Below are 23,271 nucleotides of genomic sequence, written 5' to 3' on the forward strand. Positions count from 1 at the left end.
CACGATCCTATGGACGGCCGCTGAAGAGCGGCTGAGCGTTGACGCGGGTGTGTGGACGATCGGGGCGATCGTCGGGTCGGCTTGCTAGGTTTGACGGGTGAGCGCCCCCCATCCGACCCCCGCGGACGACGACGACGGCGTGCACGCACTGCCGCCGCTGCCTGTCGTGCCCGCCGCCGAGGCGGCAGCTCAGCTCGATCGCCGCGACGGCGGGCGCGAAGACGAACCGGTCGCGCCGCCGCGACCGCGCCGGCCCGCGGCCACGCCCGCCGCCAAACGCGCGCCCCGGCCTCGTAAGCCGAAGGCGACGCCGCCGCCGCCGCCGGATGTGCCGCCGGCAGTGGCGGCCGCACGATTCGAGGCCGCCGCCCCGCTGTCATCGATCGAGCCGGATGAACTCCCGCCGAGGCCTGCCGCACGGGACACCACCGCCGTGAGCGGTGCGGAGACGACGGCCGTGGAGATTTCGCCCGTCGAGCGAGAGCCCCAAACGGAGCAGCCGGAGCCCGCCGTCGAGGTCGAAGTCGACGTCGAGCACGAGGGCGATGCTGTCGCAGTGACCGAGGCGGCTGTGAGCGTCGAGGACGAGCCGGTGGGTGCGGACGACGTCCAGGCCGCACCTGAGGTTTCGCCCGAAGTCGAGGCTGACGTCGAGTCCCTCGTGGACCCGGAGCCTCTGCCCGATCCGGACGACGCGGCATCCCCGCTCGCGGAGATCCTCGCCGTCACGGCGTCGTCGACGGCGGACGACGAACGCACCGTCGACGAGTCCGTCGCGGACGAGCAGGTCGACGCGGTCCGCCTCAGCGGCGTGACGAAGACCTTCGGTGCGACCGTCGCGGTCGACGCGATCGACCTCCGGATCGCCGCCGGTACCTTCTATGGGATCGTGGGGCCCAACGGGGCGGGCAAGACGACGACGCTGTCGATGATCGCGGGTCTGCTCCGCCCCGACAGTGGCGAGATTCGCATCGCAGGTGTCGACCTGGCCTCCGCGCCGCGTCAGGCGAAGCAGAAGATGGGCATCCTCCCCGATCGGCTGCGCACCTTCGACCGGCTGACCGGTCGACAGCTGCTCCACTATTACGGCGTGCTGCGAGGGCTGCGGTCGGCGGTCGTGGAGAGTCGCACGGCCGAGCTGGCGCGGGCGTTCGATCTCACCGATGCCCTGTCCCGACCTGTGTCGGACTATTCGGCCGGCATGACGAAGAAGATCATGCTCGCCGGCGCGATGATCCACTCACCGCGCGTCCTGGTGCTGGACGAACCGTTCGAGTCGGTCGACCCGGTCTCGTCCGCCGTCGTCCTCGACATCCTGTCCGCCTACGTCGCGCACGGCGGCACGGTGGTGCTCTCCAGTCACGGGATGGAGCTCGTGGAGCGCGTCTGCTCCGGACTCGCAGTGATCGTCGGAGGCCGCGTGCTCGCCGAGGGGACCGTCGACGAGGTGCGAGGGGAGCTCACTCTCGAACAGCGCTTCATCGAGCTGTCCGGCGGCATCAGCGATGCGGAGGGCCTCGAGTGGTTGCACACGTTCTCCGACTGAGGCTCGACCTCCTCGTCGGCGCCCTGCGCGCAGACCGACGCCAGATCGTGCGCACACTCGTGGTTGTCGCTGTGGTCGCGCTCGTCGTGGGCGCCGTGTGCGTCGCCGCATGGCGGCTGCGCTCGTCATCGGAGGACGCGGCATTCGCGGTGACGATGGTCGCGGCATCCGCTCTCACCCTCGGATTCTTCGTCACGGCCCTGGTGGGGGGCGTGGACGATCAGCTCGACCCGCGGCGATTCTCCGTCGTCGGAGCGTCGCCTCGCGCGACGGCCGGAGCGACGCTGCTGGCGAGCATGATCAGTGTGCCGGCGCTCGCCCTGATCGTCGTCGCGGTGGCGTTGAGTGCGCTGTGGGCTGATCGTGGCGCTGCGGCGTGGGTGTGCATCGTCTCCGCCGTCCTCGGCGTGCTCACGTGCCTGCTGCTCGCGAAGATCGGCCTGGCCCTCGCGAGCATGGTGCGCGATCATCGCTCCAGAGAGCTGACGGGGGTGTTCCTCATCGCCCTGATCGTGGTCGTCGTTCCTGTTGTGGTCTTCCTCGCATCCCTGCAGTGGACCGACGGCGTACCGTCCGCTCTGGTCGCGGCCGTCGACCTGCTCGCGCTCACGCCTCTGGGCGCAGCGTGGGCGCTTCCCGAACGCGCGCCGAGCGGCGGCGCCGCTGCCCCCGCCGTGATCGCGGTGCTGTCGGTCGCGGTGCTTGCGGCGCTGTGGTTCTGGCTCGTCGACCGGCTGATGACGACGACGGAGCGCCCGGGGGCCGCACGTCAGCGACGCGGGCTCGGCTGGTTCGATCTGACCGGCGGGACGGCTGCCGGCGGTATCGCTGCGCGCAGCATCATCTACTGGTTCCGCGATCCGCGATATCTGGTCAACATGATCATCGTGCCGATCGCGGCAGCCCTGACGATCGTCCCGCTTCTGCTGGTCGGCGTGCCGTCCGAGTTCGTGGTGCTGCTGCCGGCACCGCTGATCGCGCTCTTCTTGGGCTGGTTGCCGCACAACGACCTCGCCTACGACTCCACGGCCTTGTGGATGCACATCGCGGGCGCTGTGCGCGGCGCGGCCGATCGGGCCGGACGTCTCGTGCCGATCACGGTCGTCGGCGCGGTCCTGCTGGCGGTGGCCGTGCCGGTGACGATCTCCCTGCACGGGCGTTGGGCGATGCTCCCGGCGATGGCGGGCGTATGCGCCAGCCTGTTCCTGGCCGGGCTCGGATTGTCCTCCCTCACCTCTGTCATCGCTCCCTACGCCGTCTCCCGACCCGGCGACAGCCCGTTCCAGCAGCCGCAGCGCACCGGCGGTGGACTCTCGCAGGCGGTGGTCATGTTCGGTGCGGTGCTCCTCAGCGTTCCGGCGTTGTGGTGGGCCTGGCTCGCGTTGTCGGTGGACGAGAGCTGGGCGTGGACCGCGCTGTGGGGCGGTGCGGGGATCGGCGCGGTGGCGCTTTTGATCGGGATCTTCGCCGGCGGGGCCGTGTTCGACCGCACGGGCGAGCGTCTGATGGAGTTCGCCGAGTCGACGTGACCCTCTGTGAACGAACCGTCCCGGGGGCGCCCGACCGCCGATAGAATCGGTCACCATGAGCCCCCTCGACAGCCCCGACGCACCCGGTGACGGCGGCGTCGCCACCCTTGATCGCGAGCTCGAAGAGCTTCTGCGCGAGGAGAACATCGAGCCCGGCGACCACGAGCGGTTCTCGCACTACGTGAAGAAGGACAAGATCCTCGAGTCCGCGCTCACGGGCAAGCCGGTACGCGCGCTGTGCGGCAAGAAGTGGACTCCCGGTCGCGACCCGGAGAAGTTTCCGGTGTGCCCCACGTGCAAGGAGATCTACGAGTCGCTCATGAGCTGACCCGTCCCGCTCACGCGTCGATGTAGACCGTGGGCAAAGCCGGGTCGGACCGGCTCAGTGCGAGCCCTGTGACGGGAAGCTCTTCGCGAACGAGCGCGTGATGCTCCCTCGCGCGAGCGACGCCCTCGGCCCCCTCGAATGCGGGGTCGGGCTCACCGGCTTCGACGAGCGCCACCTGCAGGGCGCGCGCCTCGGGATGATCCGCGGTCGTCTGCATCTGCTCGAACCCGTCGGAGACGGCGATGAGCTCGCTCGTCGCGGTACCGCGGGACAGGGTGCGGAACGCGGCCTTGCGGCCGCCCTTGGACCCCTTGTCGGTCGAGGTCTTGGCCACTGCGACCCAACCACCCGCGGCATCCTGCCGAGCGACGAGTTTGTAGACCATCCCTGCCGTCGGCGCGCCGGAACCGGTCACCACCGACGTCCCGACGCCGTAAGCATCGACAGGGGATGCCGCGAGCGCTGCGAGGGCGAACTCGTCGAGGTCGCTCGTCACCGTGATGCGCGTTCCGGTCGCGCCGAGCTCGTCCAGCTGCGCGCGCACCTCCGCGGCGACGGTGGGCAGGTCGCCGGAGTCGATGCGCACCCCGCCCAGGCCCGTGCCGGCGACGCGAATCGCGGTCTCGACGCCGCGGCGGATGTCGTAGGTGTCGATGAGCAGCGTCGTGTCGGTGCCGTGTGCCGCGATCTGGCTGCGGAAGGCGTCCTCTTCGCTGTCGTGCAGCAGAGTCCACGCGTGGGCGGCGGTTCCCATCGTCGGGATGCCCCACTCCCGCCCTGCCTGCAGGTTGCTCGTCGCACCGAACCCGGCGATGTAAGCGGCGCGCGCGGCCGCGACGGCGGAACGCTCTCCGGCGCGGCGGGAGCCCATCTCGGCGAGGGGACGGTCCCCGGCGGCGATGCTCATGCGTGCGGCGGCGTTGGCCACCGCGGAGTCGTGGTTGAGGATGCTGAGGGCCAGCGTCTCGAGCACGACCGCCTCGGCGAAGGAGCCCTCGACGGTGAGTACCGGCGATCCCGGAAAGTACAGCTCGCCTTCGCGGTAGCCGCGGATGCTCCCGGTGAAACGGTAGTTCTCCAGATAGCGCAGGGTCTCGGCTCCGACGACGCGGTTGTCGCGGAGGTAGCGCAGCTCGTCGTCCCCGAACCGGAACGCCCGCAACTCCTGCAACAGCCGTCCGGTGCCGGCGACCACGCCGAAGCGGCGCGCTCCCGGCAGGCGCCGTCCGAACAGCTCGAACACGCAGCGGCGGGCCGCTGTCCCGTCCCGCAGGGCCGCATCGATCATGGTCAGCTCGTAGCGATCGGTGAGGAGGGCGGACGACGGGGCCTCGGCGCGGGTCATGCCGTCACTCTAGCGACGGCGCTGGTGACGTCGCCGTCAGTGCAGCGGCGGGTAGGGTGGAGAACCGTGAATGACGCACCGATCGGGATCTTCGACTCCGGTGTGGGTGGACTCACGGTGGCGCGCGCGGTCTCGCAGTTGCTGCCGCGCGAGTCGGTGCTGTACATCGGCGACACCGCGCATTCGCCCTACGGCCCCAAGCCGATCGCGGATGTCCGCCGCTACAGCCTCGAGGTGCTCGACACCCTCCTGGATCAGGGCGTGAAGATGCTGGTGATCGCCTGCAACACGGCATCCGCGGCGGTGCTGCGCGACGCGCGGGAGCGCTACGACGTGCCCGTCGTCGAGGTGATCGGGCCGGCGGTGCGGACGGCGATCTCCACCACGCGCAACCGCCGTGTGGGCGTCATCGGCACGGTCGGCACGATCGGCTCGGGCGTCTACCAGGACATGCTCGGCGTCAACGAGGATCTGTCGGTGTTCACACAGGCGTGCCCGCGGTTCGTCGAGTTCGTCGAGGCGGGTGTGACCGGGTCAGCGGAAGTGCTCACCGTCGCCGAGGAGTACCTCGCGCCGCTGCGCCACGCCGGAGTGGACACCCTGGTGCTCGGCTGCACGCACTACCCCTTCCTGGAGGGCGCCATCAGCTACGTGATGGGGCCGGACGTCTCGCTCGTCGCGAGCGACACCGAGACCGCCAAGGACGTCTACCGCCAGCTCGTCTCGCGTGACCTGCTGGCCGGGCCGGATGCCGTGGCCACCCATGTCTACGAAGCGACCGGCGACTCCGCCGACGACTTCATCCGTCTCGCCGATCGGCTGATGGGCCGCGGCGTGTCCAGCGTGCGCCTGGTGCAGACCGGCGCCATCGACCTCCCGCACCCCTGGAAGGGGACCCCATGACTGATTCCACCACCCGCGCCGACGGCCGCACCCCCGATCAGCTGCGTCCCGTCACCATCGAACGCGGCTGGTCCGCGCACGCCGAAGGCTCGGCGCTGATCTCCTTCGGCGGCACGAAGGTGCTGTGCACGGCATCCTTCACCGGCGGTGTGCCGCGATGGCTCACCGGCAAGGGCAAGGGGTGGGTGACCGCGGAGTACGCGATGCTGCCGCGTGCGACGAACTCACGCAACGACCGGGAAGCCGTCAAGGGCAAGATCGGCGGACGCACCCACGAGATCTCGCGCCTGATCGGGCGCGCGCTGCGCGCCGTCGTCGACACCAAGGCGCTGGGCGAGAACACGATCGTCATCGACTGCGACGTGCTGCAGGCCGATGGCGGCACCCGCACCGCCGCCATCACGGGCGCCTACGTCGCCCTCGCCGACGCGATCGAGTGGGGGCGGGCCAAGGGGCTGGTCGGCAAGAACGCCAAGGTGCTGCTCGACTCGGTCGCGGCGGTGTCGGTGGGCATCATCGACGGCGAGCCCATGCTCGACCTCGCCTACGTCGAAGACGTGCGCGCCGAGACGGACATGAACGTCGTGGTCACCGGGCACGGCCTGTTCGTCGAGGTGCAGGGGACGGCGGAAGGTGCGCCCTTCGACAAGCGCGAACTCGATGCTCTGCTCGAACTGGGCGTGGCGGGTTGCGCCGATCTGCGCGACGCGCAGATCGAGGTGCTCGCGTCGTGATCGGTGTTGCGAACTCCTCCGCGGCGGGCGACGGCGTCCGCCGCATCGTGCTGGCGACCCACAATCCGCACAAGGTGGAGGAGTTCGGTGCGATCGTCGCGCGCGTGCGCCCCGACCTCGAGGTGATCGGTTATGACGGCCCCGAGCCCGTCGAGGACGGCGTGACCTTCGCGGCGAACGCCCTCATCAAGGCGCGAGCCGCCGCGGCGCACACCGGGTTGCCGGCGCTCGCGGACGACTCCGGCGTGTGCGTGGACGTGCTCGGCGGTGCCCCCGGTGTGTTCTCCGCGTACTGGGCCGGGCACCGCAAGGACGCGCGGGCCAACCGGGAGCTGTTGCTCGATCAGCTCTCCGACATCGCCGACCCGCATCGCACCGCTCAGTTCGTCTCGACCATCGCTCTGGTCGTTCCGGGGCCAGGCGGTGTCTTCCGTGAGGAAACGGTGGAAGGCGTCTGGCCGGGAAGACTCGCGACCGCTCCGTCGGGTACGGGCGGGTTCGGCTACGACCCGATCTTCCTGCCCGACGACCAGGGCGGGCGATCGGCCGCTGACCTGTCGCCGGCGGAGAAGAACGCCGCATCGCACCGGGCTCGCGCCTTCGTCGCGCTGGCTCCGCTGCTGAGCACGCTGGAGCGATAACCGCTTTCATTCCCGACTAGGCGAAAGCTGCCGCGTGAAGGCTGAGCGCGGCCTAGCCTCGTTCCTATGCACGATCACGCACCGACCGGCATCCGTGGCGCGAGCAATCGCCGCCTGCTCACGATCTCGCTCTGTCTCACCGCAACCGTCATGCTGGTGCAGGTCGTCGGCGCCCTCCTGACCGGGTCGCTCGCTTTGCTGGCCGACGCGGCGCACATGTTCACGGACTCGTCCGCACTCGTGGTCGCACTGATCGCCTCGACCGTGGCCGCGCGTCCTGCGAACGACCGCAACACCTACGGCTACCAGCGCGCCGAGGTGTTCGGCGCGCTGGTCAACGCGGTGATCCTGATCGCGCTGATGGTGTGGATCGCCGTCGAGGCGGTGCAGCGACTGCTCGCTCCGTCGGAGGTCGAGGTGGCCGGAGCGCTGATGCTGCTCATCGCCGCCGTCGGCCTCGTCGCCAACGCCGTGTCGATGTACCTTCTCAGCGCCGCGCAGCGCCGCAGCATCAACGTGCGCGGCGCGTACATCGAGGTGCTCGGAGATCTCATCGGCTCGGCGCTGGTGATCGTCGCCGCCGTCGTCATCTGGACGACGGGATGGATGCCGGCCGACGCGCTGGCGTCGCTGCTCATCGCGGTGATGATCCTGCCACGCGCGATCGGACTGCTGCGCGAGGTGTTCTCGGTGCTGGGCGAGCGCGCGCCGCGGGGGACCGAGGTCGCGGAGATCCGCGATCACATCCTCGGCGAGGACGGCGTCGTCGACGTGCACGACGTGCACGTGTGGCAGCTCACCCGTGGCGCTCCGGTCTTCACCGCGCACGTCGTCGTCAGCGACGATCTGCTTGCCGGGGGATCGGCGGGAACGGGCGCGCTGCTGTCCCGCCTGCAGGGGTGCCTGTCCCGACACTTCGACGTGGAGCACTCGACCTTCCAGTTCGAGCCCGCCGGTCATCGGGAGCACGAGGCGCACGTCTGACACGCGCAACGGCTGCCAGCGACGCATCGCGTCGACGATATGTCACGATGCAGAGCATGGATGCCGCCACACGCGAGGAGTTCGCGACGCTGCGCCGACGCGCGTACGGGCCGACCCCCGACATCGCCGACGACCCGCCGGCGCTCGCGCGGCTTCGCGAACTCGAGCAGCGCCAGGGCCGCGGTTTTGCCGCCGGGCAGTCGGCACGGATGGCGGAGGCCGAGCGCCTGTTCGGACCGCCGGTGCCGCGACCGGAGAGTGCCGTGCCGGAGACGCCTGCGCCCGCCGGGGACGCGGCCGCTGTCGGCGTTGCTGAGCCGCACGGGCCCGGGCAGCACTATCGCTCGTCGCCGACCCCTCCGCCGATCGGCCGTGCGCTGCTCATCGGGTGGGCTGCGTCGATCGTGGTCGTCGCGATCGTCGTGGGCGCGCTCGTGTTCGCACTGGCGTCGCTGCGACCGGTGTCGGCGGTCACCGGTGCCCGTCAGGTCGCGAGCCTGGACCAGCCGACGGCGGACGTGTCGATGGTGCTGCCGTGGGCGCGCAACGGCGACCGGGGTACCACCTACAGCTTCGCTGGTCTGCTCATCGTCGTGTCCTCCGGCGAGAACCGCGGGTTCGAGGGGGAGTGCGTCACCGTGCTCCAAGACGTGCCGGACGTCGCAGGCTCCCAGATCGGCAACAGCGCGTGCAGCGCGAGCCCCTTTCACCCGGCGGTGTCCGTCCACGTCGACCGCGGCAGCTCGGAAGAACTGACGGCAGCCTTCCCCGTCGGCACGGTGCTTCAGTTTGAGTGGGACGGCACCGCCGTGGGGGTCTTCGCCGCGGACCCGCCTGCGCCGACTAGTGCGCCGGCGTGAGGGCTACTCCTCGCGGCGAACGTCCATCGGCTGCTTGTCGGTGCGGAGCCCTCGCCACCGGGCGTGACGGAGTGTGCCGTTCGGAGTGAACTCCGCGAACTCGACCTCGCCGACCAGCTCCGGGTGTAGCCAGAGAGCGTCCGCGGCGTCGGCCGCAGGGACACCCACGAAGGGGTTGGCGTCGGTGCGCAGCGGCTGCAGCCGGCTCTCCAGGCGGGCGAGCTCGCGGTCGGTGAACCCCGAGCCCACGCGGCCGACATAGCGCAGGCCTCCGGCATCCGGGATGCCGAGCAGCAACGATCCGATGCCGCCGCGTCGTTCGCCCTTTCCGGGACGAATGCCGCCGATCACGACCTCCTGCGTAGCCGTCAGCTTGACCTTGAGCCATCGTTCGGAGCGGATGCCGCGTCGATATGGCGACTGCGGATCCTTCACGACGACACCTTCCAACCGCAGGTCGGCGGCAGCCGTCAACGCGTCGGCGATGTCATCGGTGACGGGCGGCACGACGAGCGGCGATGCGGCGTCTGCCGTCACCGACTCGAGCAGTTCTCGTCTTTCGCGGAGGGGTCGCTCTGCGATGTCGTCGTCGCCGATGCGCAGCAGGTCGAAGACGAAGTAGTGCACGGGCGTGGCGGTGGCTTCGCGGGCGATGTCGCGGGCGCCGGCCAGATGCATCCGCGACTGCAGTCGCGTGAAGCTCGGGTGCCCGGCGGCATCGAGCGCGACGATCTCGCCGTCGAACACGGCGGGCAGCGCGCCGAGCCCGAGGTCTGCGGCGGTGAGCTCGGGATAGCGCTCGGTGATGTCGACGCCGCTGCGTGCACGCAGCCGCATCCGCTCGCCATCCCATGTCGCGACGGCCCGGATGCCGTCCCACTTGAACTCGACCCACGGGAGGCCGCCCCAGCGTCGGGCCGCGGAGGTGGCCAGCGCGGGTGTCGACGACACGGCGAGCATCGGCGCCGCGCTGTCGCGAGACGAGCGAGACGGCATGCGCTGACCGGCGCGGGCAGCGGCCACGGCGCCCGTCGCCGCATCCTTCCCCGCCGGCTTCGTGCGGTGCAGCAGCCACTGCGACTTCTCGCCGGCGCCCGACGTGCGGATCAGGGCGAGGCGCACGCGTCCGAGCGGTCCGCCGGGACGACCGGTGAGGGTCGCGATGACCTCGTCATCCCGCCATTTCTCCACGGTGAAGGTGCCGGAATCCCACACGGTCATGGCACCCGCCCCGTACTCGCCGGCGGGAATCTCGCCGGCGAACGTCAGGTACTCGATCGGGTGCGGTTCGGTCATCACCGCCAGGTGGTTGCGGTCGGGAGAATCGGGGATGCCGCGAGGCACCGCCCAGCTCACGAGCACGCCGTCGCGCTCGAGCCTGAGGTCCCAATGCAGCCGCGACGCGTGGTGCTCCTGAATCACGAACCGCCATGTTCGCGCCGAGCCGCCATGATTCGGCGCGTCAGAACGTGGCGGCTCGACGGAAGAATGGCGGCTCGGCGGGAAGGGCTCGGGCGTTGCGGAGGGGGTGCGCTTGGCCACGTACTCGGCGAGCGGATCGGGGGCGGCGGGGGCGAGGGGGGCGAGCAGGTCGCCGTCGACCGCGACGCGCGCGAGCACCTCGTCCAGGACGAGATGGCGCAACTCGGGGTCGTCGAGCTCGGCCCAGGTGCGCGGAGCCGCGACGGTCGGTTGGGCGCGCCCGCGGAGCGAATACGGGGCGATGGTGGTCTTCGCCGCGTTGTTCTGCGACCAGTCGACGAACACCTTGCCGGGACGGGCGGCCTTGCTCATCGCGCTGACGACGAGATCGGGATCGTCCGCTTCCAGGGCGCGTGCCAGTTCGCGGGCGAACGCCGAGATCTCGTCGCTGGATCGCGTCGTGTCCAGCGAGGCATACAGGTGAATACCCTTGGATCCGCTCGTCACCGGCGACGGCTCCATGCCCATGTCCGACAGGATGCCGCGGGCCCGTCGTGCCACCTCCGCGCATTCGGCGAGCCCGACGCCGGGGCCCGGGTCGAGGTCGAGCACGAGGCGGTCGGGGTATCCGCGCCCGCCGTGGTCGAAGCGCCACTGCGGCGTGTGGAGTTCGAGGCTCGCGACCTGCGCGAGGTAGACGAGTCCGGCGACGTCGGCGACCAGAGGGTAGTCCTTCGCTCCGCCGGAATGGTCGATCGGGTGTCGCGGCATCCAATCGGGCGCGCCGGCTTCGAGGTCTTTCGCGAAGAAGGGCGCCTCGCCCGTGCCCTCCGGCCAGCGCAGCCGCGTCACCGGCCTGCCGGCCAGGTGCGGCAGCATCACGGGAGCGATGCGCGAGTAGTAGTCGATCACCTCGGCCTTGGTGGTGCCGGTGGCAGGATAGAGCACCTTGTCGAGGTTGGTCAGACGCAGGCGACGCCCGCCGACGTCGACCACCTGCGCTGACTGTGCCATGGCGCCAGGCTAGCGTCCAGCCCCTGGCGTCGGCCGCCGCGAGCCGGTTGGATGGCCCCATGAGAGCGATCTGGAAGGGCGCGTTGACGTTCGGCCTCGTCAACGTGCCGGTGAAGGTGTACTCGGCGATCGAGGACCACGACGTGCCGCTGCACCAGGTGCACGCGGCCGACGGCGGGCGTATCCGGTATCAGCGCATCTGCGAGCTCGACGGCGAGGTCGTGCCCTACGCCGACATCGACAAGGCATACGACGATGGCGAGCGCACCGTGGTGCTCACGGCGGAGGACCTCGCCGCACTGCCGTCGGAGCGCAGCCGCGAGATCGAGGTGGTCGAGTTCGTCCCCAGCGACCAGATCGATCTGCTGACGCTCGACCGGCCGTACTATCTCGAGCCCGACTCGTCGTCGCCCAAGGCGTACGTGCTGCTGCGCAAGACCCTGGAACGCACCGATCGGACGGCCGTCGTGCGTTTCTCACTGCGGCAGAAGACGAGACTGGCCGCCCTGCGCGTGCGCGGCGATGTGCTCGTCCTGCAGACGCTGCTGTGGGCCGACGAAGTACGCGAGGCGACCTTTGCCGCTCTCGACGAGCCGGTGAAGATCTCCGACAAGGAACTGGAGCTGTCGGCATCCCTCGTGGAGAGCTTCTCGGCCGACTTCGATCCCGACCAGTTCGTCGACGAGTACCAGCAGGAGCTGCGCACCCTCATCGACGCCAAGCTGGAGAAGGGCGATGCCCTCGACACGTCCGAGACCTTCGGCGAGAAGGGCGAGAGGGATGCCGGGGGTGAGGTCATCGACCTGATGGCGGCGCTGAAGGCCAGCGTCGAGCGCAGTCGCGCGGCGCGTGCCGGCAACGACGAGGTGGCCCCGCCCAAGAAGGGCAGGGCCACCAAAGCATCCTGAGTCAGGCCGCGGGAGTGCCGTCTTCGAGGGGCTCGACCGTCTCGGCCGGCGTACCGGACTGCTGCTCGTTCTTCACCTTGCGGCGCTCGGAGAAGTAGTGCCAGACGGTCACCAGTGCGGTGCCGCCAACAGCCGCGAGAAGGATCAGGTCGATGTAGTGCTCGACGAAGGTGGCCACCGGCGGGATGAAGCCGATCAGGTACCCGAACATCGTCAGGCCGAAGCCCCAGAGGATGGCGCCGATCAGGTTGTACAGCGAGTACTTGCGCCACGGCATGTGACCGACGCCGGCGGCCACCGGGGCGAAGGTGCGGACGATCGGCACGAAGCGGGCGAGGATGACGGTCAGGCCGCCGTACCGCTCGAAGAACGCGTTGGTGCGCTCCACGTTCTTGCGGCTGAACAAGCCGGATTCCTTGCGCTCGAAGACGGCGGGTCCGCCCTTGTGCCCGATGAAGTACCCGACCTCACCGCCGATGAAGGCCGCGAGGCCGATGAGCAATGCCACCCACCACACGCTGATGCCGAAGATGCCGTGCGGCGTGGTCGCGGTGGCGTGCGACAGCAGGCCCGAGATGACGAGCAGGGTGTCGCCCGGCAGCAGGAAGCCGACGAGGAGACCCGTCTCGGCGAAGACGATGAAGCAGACCACCAGCAGGGCCCACGGGCCCGCGTTCTGGATGATGGCCGCAGGATCGAGCCAGGGGATGAGGGCGAGAGCGTGCACAGAGTTCCCGTCGGTAGATCGGCGGTGGAGGGGCCCGCTCCGAGAGGTGAGCGGTCGCGGTCAGTCTACCGGGGCGGTTCCCGAGTGATTGCGGTGAATCGGCTGATCAATCCAGGCGCGAATCGTTGAGCGGTCCCAGCTAGATTGCTAGCATGCTGTCATGCCCCTCGACCCCATCGCCGGTCGCGCCGACAAGGCGCAGTTCAACGTCTATCTCCCGCGTGCGCTCATCACGCAGGTCAAACACCGGGCAATCGATGAAGGGCTGAGTCTCAGCAGCTTCGTCGAGCGGGTGCTGCAGGCCTCTCTCGACACTCCATCCTCGACCCGTCAGAAGGGAGATCTCTCATGATCGTCAGTCGTCCCGTGCAGTACACCTCCGACGTTGCCGGATACCGGCGCCTGTTCGCGGCGCTGGGGCTGGTCGCTCTCGTGGAGGAGGCGGACTGGTCGGTCTACGCGGCGGGAGACGGGCGCGTCGCGCTGCACCGCGTGGAGCCGGGTGACCCGCTGGACGGCCTCGCCGCGTTGGGCTTCGAGTCCGACGACCTGGATGCCGCGGCCAACGCCTTCGGTGATCCGGCCCGGCGCTTCGTCGCGGACAACGGTGCATCGGGCGTCGCGATCGCCGGCGAGCTCGAGCTCGTGGTGCTCGAGCTCGCCCCGGGGGAGCGGCGCGGAACGCAGGGCTTGCGCGCGCTCGGCCTCTGGGTGAGTGCGCATGTGGATGCCGCAGCATCCGTGCTGGAGCGTCTGGGACTGCGCGCCGAGGTGCGCAGCGACAGCGGCCGGTGGGTGCAGCTCGTGGCGGATGCCGGGCTTGCGGCCGTGCACGACGGCGATGTGCCTGCGGCGCAGGTGTCGTTCGAGTACGAGGGTGATGTGGACGAGCTGGCCGCGCGGGTGCGCGCGGAGGGAGTGGACGCGCACGTCGTGGACGAGTCGTATGGGCGGACGCTTCTGATCCCGCGACCGGAGGGCGGCGAGCCGATCTGGATCAATGAATGCCAAAGCGACCTTTACGGCTACACCGCGCTCTGATCGGGCGTCGGTGCGCCCCTCCGTCCATGCTTCTGTGCGGAAGGTGGGACTTGAACCCACACGCCCGAAGGCACAGGAACCTAAATCCTGCGTGTCTGCCGATTTCACCACTTCCGCGCGGGAGTCAGTCTATCCGGCGGCGTCGGCCGTTTCGGGGGCGTGGGTGGCAGTGAGGGCCGCCACGCGGGGGCGACCGCCCACGATCCAGTAGCCGAGTCCGACGACGATGCCGCCGCCGACGAGGTTGCCGAGCCCCACCCACAGCATGTTGTTCGCGAACAGGCCCCACGTGAAGTGGGGGTCGCCGCTGAACAGGCCGATACCGTAGGTGGTCATGTTCGCCACGACGTGCTCGAAGCCCGAGCTGATGAAGGCGAGGATCGCGGCGAAGATCAGCAGGATCTTGGCCACGTCGGAGCGCACGCGCGCGCACATCCAGATCGCGAGGCACACGAGGACGTTGCAGAGGATGCCGCGGACGAACAGCTGCAGCGGTGCTTCTTCCGCCTTGGCGGCGAGCATGTCGGCGAGCATCTTGCCGGCGGGAGCGTTGGCGTGCAGCACGCCCGAGGCCACGATCAGCCCGGCGAAGATGAGGGCACCGACGAGGTTGGCGACGAAGGTCGCGAGCATTGTGCCGATCGCACGCCACCAGCCCACCGCGCCCATGAGCGCCCCCTGGGGGAGGATCATCATCGCGCTCGTGAGCAGGTCGGCGCCGGCGAAGACGACGAGCGTGAGGGCGACGCCGAAGACGAGTCCCGACACGAGCTTCGCGAGCCCGTCTCCGGCGGCCAGGAGCGGCCCGGCGGTCGCGACCATCAGCACGACGCCGATGCCGATATACGCACCGGCGAGCATGCCGGAGACGGCGAAGCGGCCGGGGGAGCGCACTCCCTCGGACTTGTGGACCGCGGCGTCGGCCTGCACCTGCAGAGTCTCGGGAATCGTGAGCACGGTGTGAGTCTACGAAGAGTGGTCGGACCACATGGGATGGATGGGCTGTGGATAATCGCTGCCGCTGCTGAGGCGCGATGCCAGGATGCCGGGGTGAGCCCCACCACGTACACGCCTGACGCGCCGCTCGCGTCAGCGCGCGCGTCAATGGCCGTCGTCCAGGCCATCGCCGAACGGGTGCGGGACCGACTTCGTGAGGACGAGTCCGACCCGCTCCGGCATCCTGATCGCGTCCATCAGGTGGCCGTGTCGGAGGTGCGCCGTCACAACGACTACGCCCTCGCTCGGGGTCTCGAGTTCGTCGACGACGAGGCCGCCGCTGTCCGCGACGTGCTCGCCCGGGTGACGGGCTATGGCCCGTTGCAGGCGCTGCTGGACGACCCCGAGGTCGAGGAGATCTGGATCAATGGTCCTGGCGCGGTCTTCGCGGCGCGCGCGGGGCGCAGCGAACGCGTTCTGATGAGCATCAGCGATGAAGCGGTACGCGATCTCGTCGAGAAGATGCTGCACGCCACCGGGCGGCGGGTCGATCTCAGCCAACCGTTCGTGGACGCGTCTCTTCCGGACGGAAGTCGACTTCACGTCGTCATCCCCGACATCACGCGCTCACACCTCGCCGTCAACATCCGCAAGTTCCTGCCCGCGCGGCGGAGCCTGGACGACCTCGTCGGCGCAGGATCGCTGCCCGCGCACGTCGCTGACATGCTGCGCGACGCCATGGTGGAGGGGCGAAACGTCCTGGTGTCCGGAGCCACGCACGCGGGCAAGACGACGATGCTGGCGGCCCTCATCGGCGCCTGCCGACCAGAGCAGAGGATCATCACGGTTGAGGAGACCTTCGAGCTCGCCGTCACCGCCCCCGACGTCGTCGCTCTGCAGGGGCGCCAGCCGAGTCTGGAGGGGACGGGCGCGGTCAGTCTGCGTCGCCTCGTGAAGGAGGCGCTGCGCATGCGCCCCGATCGCCTGATCGTCGGGGAGGTCCGTGACGCGGAGGCGCTCGATCTCCTCCTCGCCCTGCACACCGGCGTTCCCGGCGCGGCGACGATCCATGCCAACAGCGCCGACGATGCGCTATCGCGGCTCGCCACTCTGCCGTTGCTGGCCGGACGGAACATCGACGCCGCCTTCGTCCAGCCTGCAATTGCGACCGGCGTCCACCTTGTCGTGCACTGCCGTCGCGGGCCGAGCGGCGAACGGTTCATCGAGGAAGTGATCGAGACGACCGGACGCATTCATGAGGGCGTCATCGACACCCGCGTGGTCTACCGACGGGGCCGCTCATGACGGTCGTCTGGGGCGCGGCGCTTGCGGCCGGCATCCTCCTCGTCTTGTCGCCCTGGCTGTGGCCGGCGAACGAGCGCCGCGAGGCACCGCGCCGAGACGGACGTGTGTCGCGGATGCTCGATGAGGCCGGCTTCGCACACGCCTCCACCATGCGTCCGGTGTTGATCGCCGTCGTCCTCTGCGCACTGTTCTGCGCCATCAGCTGGCTGGTGACCGGACTCGGCGCGGTGGCGGTGGTCGCGGCGCTGGCCGGGGCGGCAGCGCCGTTCGCCTGGCTCCGCGGGCGTGCGCGGCGGCTTCGGAGGTCGCGCCGCGCGTTGTGGTCCGACGTGTGCGACCTCTTGATCTCCTCCGCCCGTGCGGGTGTGTCGCTTCCGGATGCCGTGGCGGCTCTCGCGACGAGTGGTCCGCCTCCGCTGCGAGCTGCGTTCGAGCGCTTCCACTTCGACATGGCGGCGTCCGGACACTTCGACTCCAGCGCCCTGCGCCTCAAGGCAGCCCTCGCCGATCCGGTGGCCGACCGCATCATCGAGACTCTCCGGATGGCGCGGCAGGTCGGCGGAACCGAGCTGACCGCCGTGCTCCGCGCGCTCTCGGCATCCGTGCGTGCCGACGCCACCCTTCGCGCCGAAGTCGAGGCGAGACAGTCCTGGGTGCGCGGAGCGGCGATCGTCGGGGTCGTGGCGCCGTGGATCGTTCTCGGCCTGCTGGCACTTCGCCCCGAGGGTGCCAGCGCGTACGCGAGCCCTGCCGGCGTCGCGGTGATTCTCGTCGGTGCGGTCGTCTCAGTCGGCGCGTACCGACTCACGATTCGCATCGGCCGCTTGCCGGAACCGCGGCGGTGGTTCGCATGAGCGTTCTGAGCCTCGCTGCATCCGCCGTTGTCCTCGGTGTCGCGCTCGGCACGGGATTGCTGTTGGTCGTCGGACGACTCCCGCGGTGGGCGGCGCCCTCGCTCTCGCGTCGTGTCGCGCCGTATCTGCGCGACATCGCCGATCCGCTCGGCATCACTCCGCTCCCGCCCGCGGCGGTGACGTCGTCGTGGCGGCTTCTGCGGGACCGCCTGGCCTCCTCCTGGGTGGCACTCGGAGGAGGAGGAAGTGTCGCGCGTCGCCTGCGTCAGGCGGGGTGGCGTCAGGATGTCGTGACCTTTCGTGCCAGGCAGCTCGGATGGGCTGTGGGTGGGCTCGGAGCGGGTGGACTTCTCGTCGTCGCACTGACCCTTCTCGGGCGTGGCGGGCCGACGCTCGCCGTGCTGCCTCCGCTGTTCGCCGCGGCCGGAGTTCTCGGCTGCGACTACCGCCTGACGAGAGCGGCGCGCCAGCGGATCGCGCGCGTCGAGGAGGAGCTTCCGACCGTGCTGGAGTTCCTTTCGCTGTGCCTGGCTGCCGGGGAAGGTTTGCGTGACGCGCTGCGTCGCGTGGGCGAGGTCGGCTCCGGCGTTCTGACCGGTGAGCTCCGCGCGGCCGTGCTGGCGAGCGGCACCGGCTCGAGCCTGCCGGATGCGCTGCTCTCGGTGTCGAAGAACCTCGACGTGCCGGCACTCGCGCGAGCAATCGAGCATCTGGTGGCGGCGATGGACCGTGGAGCGCCCCTCGCGCATGTTCTGCAGGAGCAGGCCGTCGACGCGCGAGAGGACGCCAAGCGGGGGCTGCTGGAGCTGGCCGGGCGCAAGGAGATCTTGATGCTTCTGCCGCTCGTGTTCTTGATTCTGCCCCTGTCGGTTCTCTTCGCGATCTTCCCCGGCATCGTCATGCTGCGCCTCGGTGTCGGCTGACAGGCTGAGCCGCGCCGGTCGTCGTCGCGTAGCGCGATACCTCGCGTCTCGTTCCCACTGCTGTGGATAACTCCCGCGTGCGAAATCTCATCCGATCAGACTCGACGCATGGACAGTTCACACCGATCCGCACTGCGCGAGTTCGTCGACGATGAGACGGGTGACGTTCCGGGCTGGGTGCTCGTCACATTGATGACCGCCGGACTCGTCGTCGCGATCTGGACTCTCGCCGGCCCCGCGTTGGCTGCGCTGTTCGAGCAGGCGCTGAGCCGCGTCTCGGGACTCTGACTCCGGGAATCGGCGTGGAGAGCCTCCGCCACGATCAGCGCGGCTCGAGCACCGTCGAGTTCGTGCTCGTCGGAACGCTTCTCACTCTCTTGACCCTCGGCGTGCTGCAGCTGGCGCTCGCCGTGTACATCCGCAACGTCGTCCACGATGCGGCGGTGGAGGGCGCCTACTTCGGCGCTCTCGCCGACACGGATGCCGAAGCCGGCGCCGCCCGCACTGCACAGCTGATCGCGACGGCCGTGGGTGACGGCATCGGCGCTCGGGTGAGCGCAGCGGACACCGACACGGCGCGCGGACCGGAGGTGGAGGTCCGCGTGGTGGCGACGCTCCCACTGGTGGGACTGCTCGGAGTGCCCTCCGGGATGGAGGTGAGCGCCCGTGCCCCGCGTGAGAGTTTCGACTGACGCACCGCGAGCGATCCGGGGTGCGACGCTCGGAGACGACAGCGGCTCGGCATCCCTGGAGTTCGTCACCGTCGGGCTCATCCTGCTCGTGCCCCTCGTCTACCTCATCGTCGCGCTCGGCAGCATCCAATCCCAGGCGCTGGGAGCCGAAACAGCTGCACGGCAGCTCGCCCGCACGATCGCCTCGTCATCCGACCGAGCGACAGCCGATGCCCGCACTCAGCGGGTCGTCGATGCCATCGCCGCCGAATACGGCATCGACCGCTCGACTCTCGACGTTCAGGTGCAGTGCGCCACGCCCGGGCCGTGCCCCGCGGCCGGCGCGATGCTCTCGGTCACGGTGACGGCAGAGGTGCCGTTGCCGCTGGTCCCGCCGGTGCTGGGTCTCGACCAGGCGACGCGCGTGCCGGTCACCGCGACCGGGGTGCAGAAGGTCTCCCGCTATTGGGTCGAGCCGTGAGGGCCCTCGCGTCGCGCCTTCGAGACGATGAAGACGGCAGCGTGCTGATCCTGGCGCTCGGTTACTTCGTCATCGCGGTCGTGCTGGTGCTCGTGTGCGTCGACGCGACGAGTCTCTACCTCACGCAGAAGCGCCTGGATGCCGCCGCCGACGCGGCTGCCCTCGCCGGAGCGGACGGCTTCACCCTCACCGTCGACGCCTCCGGTCCGGCTGCACGGCTGACGGATGCCGGCGTCTACGATCAGGCCGAGGAACTGCTCGCGGCCACTCAGACGGCCGAGCTCGTCGCGGCATCCACCCCTGATGGCGTCTCGGCACGCGTCACGGTCGCGACGACCTGGCGTCCGCCCGTGCTGACGCTGTTCGTCCCGGACGGCTGGCCGCTGGAGTCCACCGCGACCAGCCGTACCGCGTTGCGATGAGAGCTACTCTGCCCCTGCACGCCGTGGCCATGCCCGCTACCCGGACGGCAGCCGCCGCGAAATGGGCTCCGCCGCCGCACGGCGTTCCGCAGGCACGGGGATCGCGTTCGAGAAGCCTCCCGACGAGCCGGTCGGGTATCGCACCTGGTACCACGCCGCCGCTTCTGCGTCGCGCCGCTCGACGCTCTCGCTGTACGTGCCGCTGACGACGGCGAAGACATGCTCCTCGAGCTCGTCGGCCTCGGGCTGCCATGAGGTGTCGCAGGCGTCGCACCCGCACAGCGGGAAGGGGAAGTCATGCCGCAAGCCCGCGTGCAGGAGCAGACCCGGGAAAGCCGTGAACGCGAACGTCAGCCCAGCGCAGTCCGGCTCGCGCGGACGCACCCTGACGGCCCGTGGTACCTTCCGTAATCGATGACCTGCCCGTCGGCGTCGACGAACACCTGCGGTGCGATCGACGGGCGGGTGTACCGGCTCATCCCGTCATCCTGCCGCAGGCGTGATCGCCGCGCACTCACCGCGTGCGCGGCACGAACCTCGGCACCCAGCGGATGAACCCGGCCGCCCCCGCGAGGCCGATCACGCCGATGACGCCGGTGGCGACCGAGAGGGAGACCACCGCGGCGACGGCAGAGACGAGCAGGGGAGCGATCGCACCCCCGGCATCCGTCAGCGTCCGCCACGACCCGAGGAAGGCCGCCGGGTCGTCCTGCGGCGCGACGTCGGCGCCGAGCGTGAGCAGGATGCCGCTGGAAAGACCATTGCCCACGCCCAGAACCGCCGCGAACAGCGCGAACCACATCGCCGCCTGCGACAGGTCGTGCGTGAACGCGAGCGCGAGGAAACCCGACCCCATCAGCACCATCGCGGGAAGCGCAGCCCAGAGGCGGCCGAAACGGTCCATCACCTGGCCGCTCGCGTAGAAGTGGGCGAAGTCGATCGCGCCGGAGATGCCGACGACGAGCGCGATCGTCTGCGCGTCGAGCCCGATCGACACGCCCCACAGCGGCAGCACCACCTGACGCGCCGACCGCACCGCCGAGAGGGATGCCGCCGCGAGCCCCAACCGCGACAGCACGCCGCGGAAGCGCCACATCGTGCGGAAGACGCCCACGCGTTCGGGCACGGGGATCGACCCGGTGACAGGCTCACCGGTGTCTTCGGCGAGCCTCGAGTCGCCGGACGAACGCCTGACGCGGGGGACCGGCACGGCATCCTCCGGGTCGGGGCCGAACACGAGCAGTGCGATCGTGGCGAGCAGGCACGCGCCGAAGAACCAGACCGTCGAGTTCTCATCGCCGAAGATCGCGATGAGGGCGGCGGCGAGGAAGGGCCCGACGAACATGCCGAGGCGGAACGTGCCGCCCAGCAGCGACAGCGCCCGCGCCCGGTAAGCGATCGGCACCCGCGTCGTCATGAACGAGTGCCGTGCCAGACCGAACGCGGCCGCGCAGAATCCGATGAGGAACACCGCGGCCGCCAGCACCGGCAGGCTCGGTGCGAACAGCATCCCGGCGACGCCGCCGAGTGCGAGGACCCCGCCGACGATCATCGTCATCCGCTCGCCGATGCGGCTCACGGCCCAGCCCGCCGGGATGTTGCCGCAGAGCTGTCCGACGACGAGTGCCGAGGCCACGAGTGCTGCGGTCGGAACGTCGGCACCCAACTGCGCCGCGATCACCGGGAGGAGCGGAACCACCGCGCCCTCGCCGAGGGCGAAGAGCACGGTCGGACCATAGATCATGGGCGCAAGACGCCAGAGCATCGGTCCCATGCCGGGCGCGGACGCGGGATCTGGCATGCGGGAGCTCACCCGATCCACGTTAGTCTGGAGTGTCATGCTTGATTTCGATCCTTCCGCCGACATCCAGGCCCTGCGTTCCACCTTCTCCGACATCCAGGCGGTGGTCGACGTCGAGGGACTGCGTGCGGAGATCGCGCGCCTGTCCGACGAAGCCGGTGCCCCCGACCTCTGGGACGACGTCGAGAAGGCGCAGAAGGTCACGAGCGCACTCAGCCATCGTCAGGCCGACCTCAAGCGCGTCACCGACGTCGAGCAGCGCCTCGACGACCTCGATGTGCTCGTCGAGCTGGCGCACGAGATGGACGACGAAGACACCGCGGCCGAGGCGCGCCGCGAGATCGCCGCGCTGCAGGACGTCATCGGCCAGCTCGAGGTGCAGACGCTGCTGGACGGCGAGTACGACGACCGCCCCGCGGTCGTCACGATCCGTTCCGGCGCGGGCGGCGACGACGCCACCGACTTCGCCGAGATGCTCCTGCGCATGTACCTGCGTTGGGCGGAACGGCACAAGTACTCCGTGAAGGTCATGGACACCTCCTACGCGGAGGGCGCGGGCATCAAGTCCGCCACGTTCGAGGTCGACGCCCCCTACGCGTACGGCACCCTGTCGGTCGAGGCCGGCACGCACCGACTGGCGCGCATCAGCCCGTTCGGCGGCGCGGACAAGCGCCAGACGTCGTTCGCCGCGGTCGAGGTCATCCCCGCGCTCGAAGAGGCCGTCGAGGTCGAGGTTCCCGAAAGTGACATCCGCGTCGACGTGTTCCGCTCGTCGGGCCCGGGCGGTCAGTCGGTGAACACGACCGACTCCGCGGTGCGCATCACCCACCTGCCGACAGGCCTCGTCGTCTCGATGCAGAACGAGAAGAGCCAGATCCAGAACCGCGCTGCGGCCATGCGCGTGCTCCAGACGCGTCTGCTGCTGCTCAAGCGCGAAGAGGAGGCCGCGAAGAAGAAGGAGCTCGCCGGTACCATCACGGCCAGCTGGGGCGACCAGATGCGTTCCTACTTCCTCTACGGCCAGCAGCTCGTCAAGGATCTCCGCACCGGTTACGAGGTCGGCAACCCCGCCGTCGTCTTCGATGGCGACCTCGACGGCCTCATCGCCGCCGGCATCCGCTGGCGCAAGCGCAAGGACGACGACGACTGATCAGTCGCGGCCCAGCCATGTCGTGATGGCGTCGCGGAACGCGGTGGGCTGTTCGACCCAGGGGTAGTGCCCGCAGGCGGCGAGCCAGACGAGGTCGGCTCCGAGTGCTGCGGCGTAGTCGGCAACCGGTCGAACGCCGGTGAGCAGGTCGGCGTCGCCGGCGATGATCGTCGTGGGTGGAAGAGACGCCGAGCGGATGCGCTCGGCCGCATCGGCCGGAATGTCGTGGAACCACGCGGATGCCGCCGCGAGAGACACCCGCCCGACACGGGCATGGTCGCGCTCACGCTCCGTCCATTTCGCGTAGTTGGCCGGCGCCTGTCGCTGGAACTGCTCGTCGACGTCGGCGTCGGTGGTCGCGGTGTCCTCGCCCAGCGCGACGAGCGCGGAAACCACCTCGGGCTCGGTGCGGGCGGCGCCGATGGCCGCGGCGTCGGATGGCGATCCGCACAGCCAGGTCGCCGGCGGTGTGATCAGCGCCAGGGACGCGACGCGGCCCGGGTGGCGCGTCGCGGTCGCCAGCGCGAGCCGCGTGCCGGCCGAATGAGCGAGCACGGAGACCGAGGGAACGTGAAGCGCGTCGAGCGGAGCGACGACGTCGTCGGCATCCGTCCACCATCCGCGTGACAGGCCGCCGGTTCGGCTCGTGCCGCGTGGGTGCAGCACGATGACGTGCGCGCTCTCGCCGATGCCGACGATCGAGCATGCGCACCCGGCCACGCTGTCGGGAGTGCAGTCGACACGCG

The 23,271-nt window shown here is 70.0% G+C and carries 26 protein-coding genes and 1 tRNA gene; 19 read left to right on the top strand and 8 right to left on the bottom strand.

All coding sequences use genetic code 11. The annotated features are described in order from the left end of the window. Positions 1-97: 97 nt before the first annotated feature. Genes ABS64_RS03360 through ABS64_RS03370 form a run of 3 tightly spaced genes read left to right on the top strand, consistent with a single transcriptional unit; the run spans position 98 to position 3,403 of the window. Positions 98-1,546, top strand: a complete 1,449-nt coding sequence (locus ABS64_RS03360) for an ABC transporter ATP-binding protein (RefSeq protein ID WP_292680860.1) — start codon at positions 98-100, stop codon at positions 1,544-1,546. After that, positions 1,522-3,075, top strand: coding sequence for a hypothetical protein (locus ABS64_RS03365; RefSeq protein WP_292680862.1), 1,554 nt, complete (start codon positions 1,522-1,524; stop codon positions 3,073-3,075). Before ABS64_RS03360 ends, ABS64_RS03365 begins: the two co-directional genes overlap by 25 nt. 55 nt (positions 3,076-3,130) lie before the next feature. Then, complete coding sequence (locus ABS64_RS03370; RefSeq protein ID WP_005055043.1) at positions 3,131-3,403, top strand: DUF3039 domain-containing protein; 273 nt, start codon at positions 3,131-3,133, stop codon at positions 3,401-3,403. A gap of 10 nt (positions 3,404-3,413) precedes the next feature. On the opposite strand, the gene ABS64_RS03375 is transcribed toward ABS64_RS03370, so the two are convergent. Continuing rightward, complete coding sequence (locus ABS64_RS03375) at positions 3,414-4,748, bottom strand: nicotinate phosphoribosyltransferase (protein ID WP_036288451.1); 1,335 nt, start codon at positions 4,746-4,748, stop codon at positions 3,414-3,416. 66 nt (positions 4,749-4,814) lie between these two features. Between ABS64_RS03375 and murI the strand changes: the two genes are divergently transcribed. The 5 genes from murI to ABS64_RS03400 all read left to right on the top strand — a co-directional run bounded on the left by murI (position 4,815) and on the right by ABS64_RS03400 (position 8,870). Beyond that, a complete protein-coding gene (gene murI / locus ABS64_RS03380) occupies positions 4,815-5,651 on the top strand; it encodes a glutamate racemase (RefSeq protein ID WP_292680872.1) in 837 nt (278 codons plus the stop codon). Then, positions 5,648-6,385, top strand: a complete 738-nt coding sequence (gene rph, locus ABS64_RS03385; RefSeq protein ID WP_036288445.1) for a ribonuclease PH — start codon at positions 5,648-5,650, stop codon at positions 6,383-6,385. The genes murI and rph overlap by 4 nt, the downstream gene beginning before the upstream one ends. Continuing rightward, positions 6,382-7,026 carry an RdgB/HAM1 family non-canonical purine NTP pyrophosphatase gene (gene rdgB / locus ABS64_RS03390; RefSeq protein ID WP_051498810.1) on the top strand — a complete coding sequence of 215 codons (645 nt, stop codon included), beginning with the start codon at positions 6,382-6,384 and terminating at the stop codon, positions 7,024-7,026. Before rph ends, rdgB begins: the two co-directional genes overlap by 4 nt. A 66-nt stretch (positions 7,027-7,092) precedes the next feature. Further along, on the top strand, positions 7,093-8,010 hold the full coding sequence (locus tag ABS64_RS03395) for a cation diffusion facilitator family transporter (RefSeq protein WP_204947322.1): 918 nt from the start codon (positions 7,093-7,095) through the stop codon (positions 8,008-8,010). A gap of 56 nt (positions 8,011-8,066) precedes the next feature. After that, the gene (locus tag ABS64_RS03400) at positions 8,067-8,870 is read left to right on the top strand and encodes a spermidine/putrescine ABC transporter permease (protein WP_233449509.1); all 804 of its coding nucleotides are present in this window, start codon (positions 8,067-8,069) and stop codon (positions 8,868-8,870) included. 3 nt (positions 8,871-8,873) lie between these two features. Here ABS64_RS03400 and ABS64_RS03405 read toward each other — a convergent pair whose 3' ends face one another. After that, positions 8,874-11,306 carry an ATP-dependent DNA ligase gene (locus ABS64_RS03405; protein WP_292680880.1) on the bottom strand — a complete coding sequence of 811 codons (2,433 nt, stop codon included), beginning with the start codon at positions 11,304-11,306 and terminating at the stop codon, positions 8,874-8,876. A 59-nt stretch (positions 11,307-11,365) separates the two neighbouring features. Between ABS64_RS03405 and ABS64_RS03410 the strand changes: the two genes are divergently transcribed. Then, positions 11,366-12,214, top strand: a complete 849-nt coding sequence (locus tag ABS64_RS03410) for a Ku protein (RefSeq protein ID WP_204947319.1) — start codon at positions 11,366-11,368, stop codon at positions 12,212-12,214. Position 12,215: 1 nt separating this feature from the next. On the opposite strand, the gene ABS64_RS03415 is transcribed toward ABS64_RS03410, so the two are convergent. Beyond that, positions 12,216-12,941, bottom strand: coding sequence for a VTT domain-containing protein (locus ABS64_RS03415; RefSeq protein ID WP_204947318.1), 726 nt, complete (start codon positions 12,939-12,941; stop codon positions 12,216-12,218). A gap of 160 nt (positions 12,942-13,101) precedes the next feature. Between ABS64_RS03415 and ABS64_RS03420 the strand changes: the two genes are divergently transcribed. Further along, positions 13,102-13,293 (top strand): Arc family DNA-binding protein, encoded by a 192-nt coding sequence (locus ABS64_RS03420; protein WP_204947317.1) that lies wholly within the window; start codon positions 13,102-13,104, stop codon positions 13,291-13,293. Continuing rightward, positions 13,290-13,982, top strand: coding sequence for a hypothetical protein (locus ABS64_RS03425; RefSeq protein ID WP_292680886.1), 693 nt, complete (start codon positions 13,290-13,292; stop codon positions 13,980-13,982). The genes ABS64_RS03420 and ABS64_RS03425 overlap by 4 nt, the downstream gene beginning before the upstream one ends. Before the next feature lie 35 nt (positions 13,983-14,017). Here the strand turns inward: ABS64_RS03425 and ABS64_RS03430 are convergent. Further along, positions 14,018-14,099 (bottom strand) — tRNA-Leu (locus tag ABS64_RS03430). Positions 14,100-14,111: 12 nt separating this feature from the next. Beyond that, complete coding sequence (locus ABS64_RS03435; RefSeq protein ID WP_204947315.1) at positions 14,112-14,939, bottom strand: formate/nitrite transporter family protein; 828 nt, start codon at positions 14,937-14,939, stop codon at positions 14,112-14,114. 93 nt (positions 14,940-15,032) lie between these two features. Here ABS64_RS03435 and ABS64_RS03440 point away from each other — a divergent pair, with 93 nt between their 5' ends. From ABS64_RS03440 to ABS64_RS03470, 7 genes are all read left to right on the top strand, one after another. After that, positions 15,033-16,223 carry an ATPase, T2SS/T4P/T4SS family gene (locus tag ABS64_RS03440; protein ID WP_204947314.1) on the top strand — a complete coding sequence of 397 codons (1,191 nt, stop codon included), beginning with the start codon at positions 15,033-15,035 and terminating at the stop codon, positions 16,221-16,223. Further along, the gene (locus ABS64_RS03445) at positions 16,220-17,077 is read left to right on the top strand and encodes a type II secretion system F family protein (protein WP_204947313.1); all 858 of its coding nucleotides are present in this window, start codon (positions 16,220-16,222) and stop codon (positions 17,075-17,077) included. The genes ABS64_RS03440 and ABS64_RS03445 overlap by 4 nt, the downstream gene beginning before the upstream one ends. Then, complete coding sequence (locus tag ABS64_RS03450) at positions 17,074-18,000, top strand: type II secretion system F family protein (RefSeq protein ID WP_061683722.1); 927 nt, start codon at positions 17,074-17,076, stop codon at positions 17,998-18,000. The genes ABS64_RS03445 and ABS64_RS03450 overlap by 4 nt, the downstream gene beginning before the upstream one ends. Before the next feature lie 108 nt (positions 18,001-18,108). Beyond that, positions 18,109-18,288, top strand: a complete 180-nt coding sequence (locus ABS64_RS03455) for a hypothetical protein (RefSeq protein ID WP_005055077.1) — start codon at positions 18,109-18,111, stop codon at positions 18,286-18,288. A gap of 14 nt (positions 18,289-18,302) precedes the next feature. After that, complete coding sequence (locus tag ABS64_RS03460) at positions 18,303-18,692, top strand: TadE/TadG family type IV pilus assembly protein (RefSeq protein ID WP_061683637.1); 390 nt, start codon at positions 18,303-18,305, stop codon at positions 18,690-18,692. Beyond that, on the top strand, positions 18,676-19,152 hold the full coding sequence (locus tag ABS64_RS03465; RefSeq protein ID WP_353681694.1) for a TadE family protein: 477 nt from the start codon (positions 18,676-18,678) through the stop codon (positions 19,150-19,152). Before ABS64_RS03460 ends, ABS64_RS03465 begins: the two co-directional genes overlap by 17 nt. After that, positions 19,149-19,574, top strand: a complete 426-nt coding sequence (locus ABS64_RS03470; RefSeq protein ID WP_061683639.1) for a pilus assembly protein TadG-related protein — start codon at positions 19,149-19,151, stop codon at positions 19,572-19,574. The genes ABS64_RS03465 and ABS64_RS03470 overlap by 4 nt, the downstream gene beginning before the upstream one ends. A gap of 36 nt (positions 19,575-19,610) precedes the next feature. On the opposite strand, the gene ABS64_RS03475 is transcribed toward ABS64_RS03470, so the two are convergent. Further along, complete coding sequence (locus ABS64_RS03475; RefSeq protein ID WP_288119120.1) at positions 19,611-19,958, bottom strand: DUF6226 family protein; 348 nt, start codon at positions 19,956-19,958, stop codon at positions 19,611-19,613. A 130-nt stretch (positions 19,959-20,088) separates the two neighbouring features. Then, a complete protein-coding gene (locus ABS64_RS03480; protein WP_082784347.1) occupies positions 20,089-21,339 on the bottom strand; it encodes an MFS transporter in 1,251 nt (416 codons plus the stop codon). Between the two features lie 73 nt (positions 21,340-21,412). Between ABS64_RS03480 and prfB the strand changes: the two genes are divergently transcribed. Beyond that, positions 21,413-22,525, top strand: a complete 1,113-nt coding sequence (prfB, locus tag ABS64_RS03485; protein WP_036288717.1) for a peptide chain release factor 2 — start codon at positions 21,413-21,415, stop codon at positions 22,523-22,525. On the opposite strand, the gene ABS64_RS03490 is transcribed toward prfB, so the two are convergent. Next, positions 22,526-23,245 (bottom strand): alpha/beta hydrolase, encoded by a 720-nt coding sequence (locus tag ABS64_RS03490; RefSeq protein ID WP_292680899.1) that lies wholly within the window; start codon positions 23,243-23,245, stop codon positions 22,526-22,528. Positions 23,246-23,271: the final 26 nt, after the last annotated feature.

The organism is Microbacterium sp. SCN 69-37, assembly GCF_001724435.1.
Classification (GTDB): Bacteria; Actinomycetota; Actinomycetes; order Actinomycetales; family Microbacteriaceae; genus Microbacterium; species Microbacterium laevaniformans.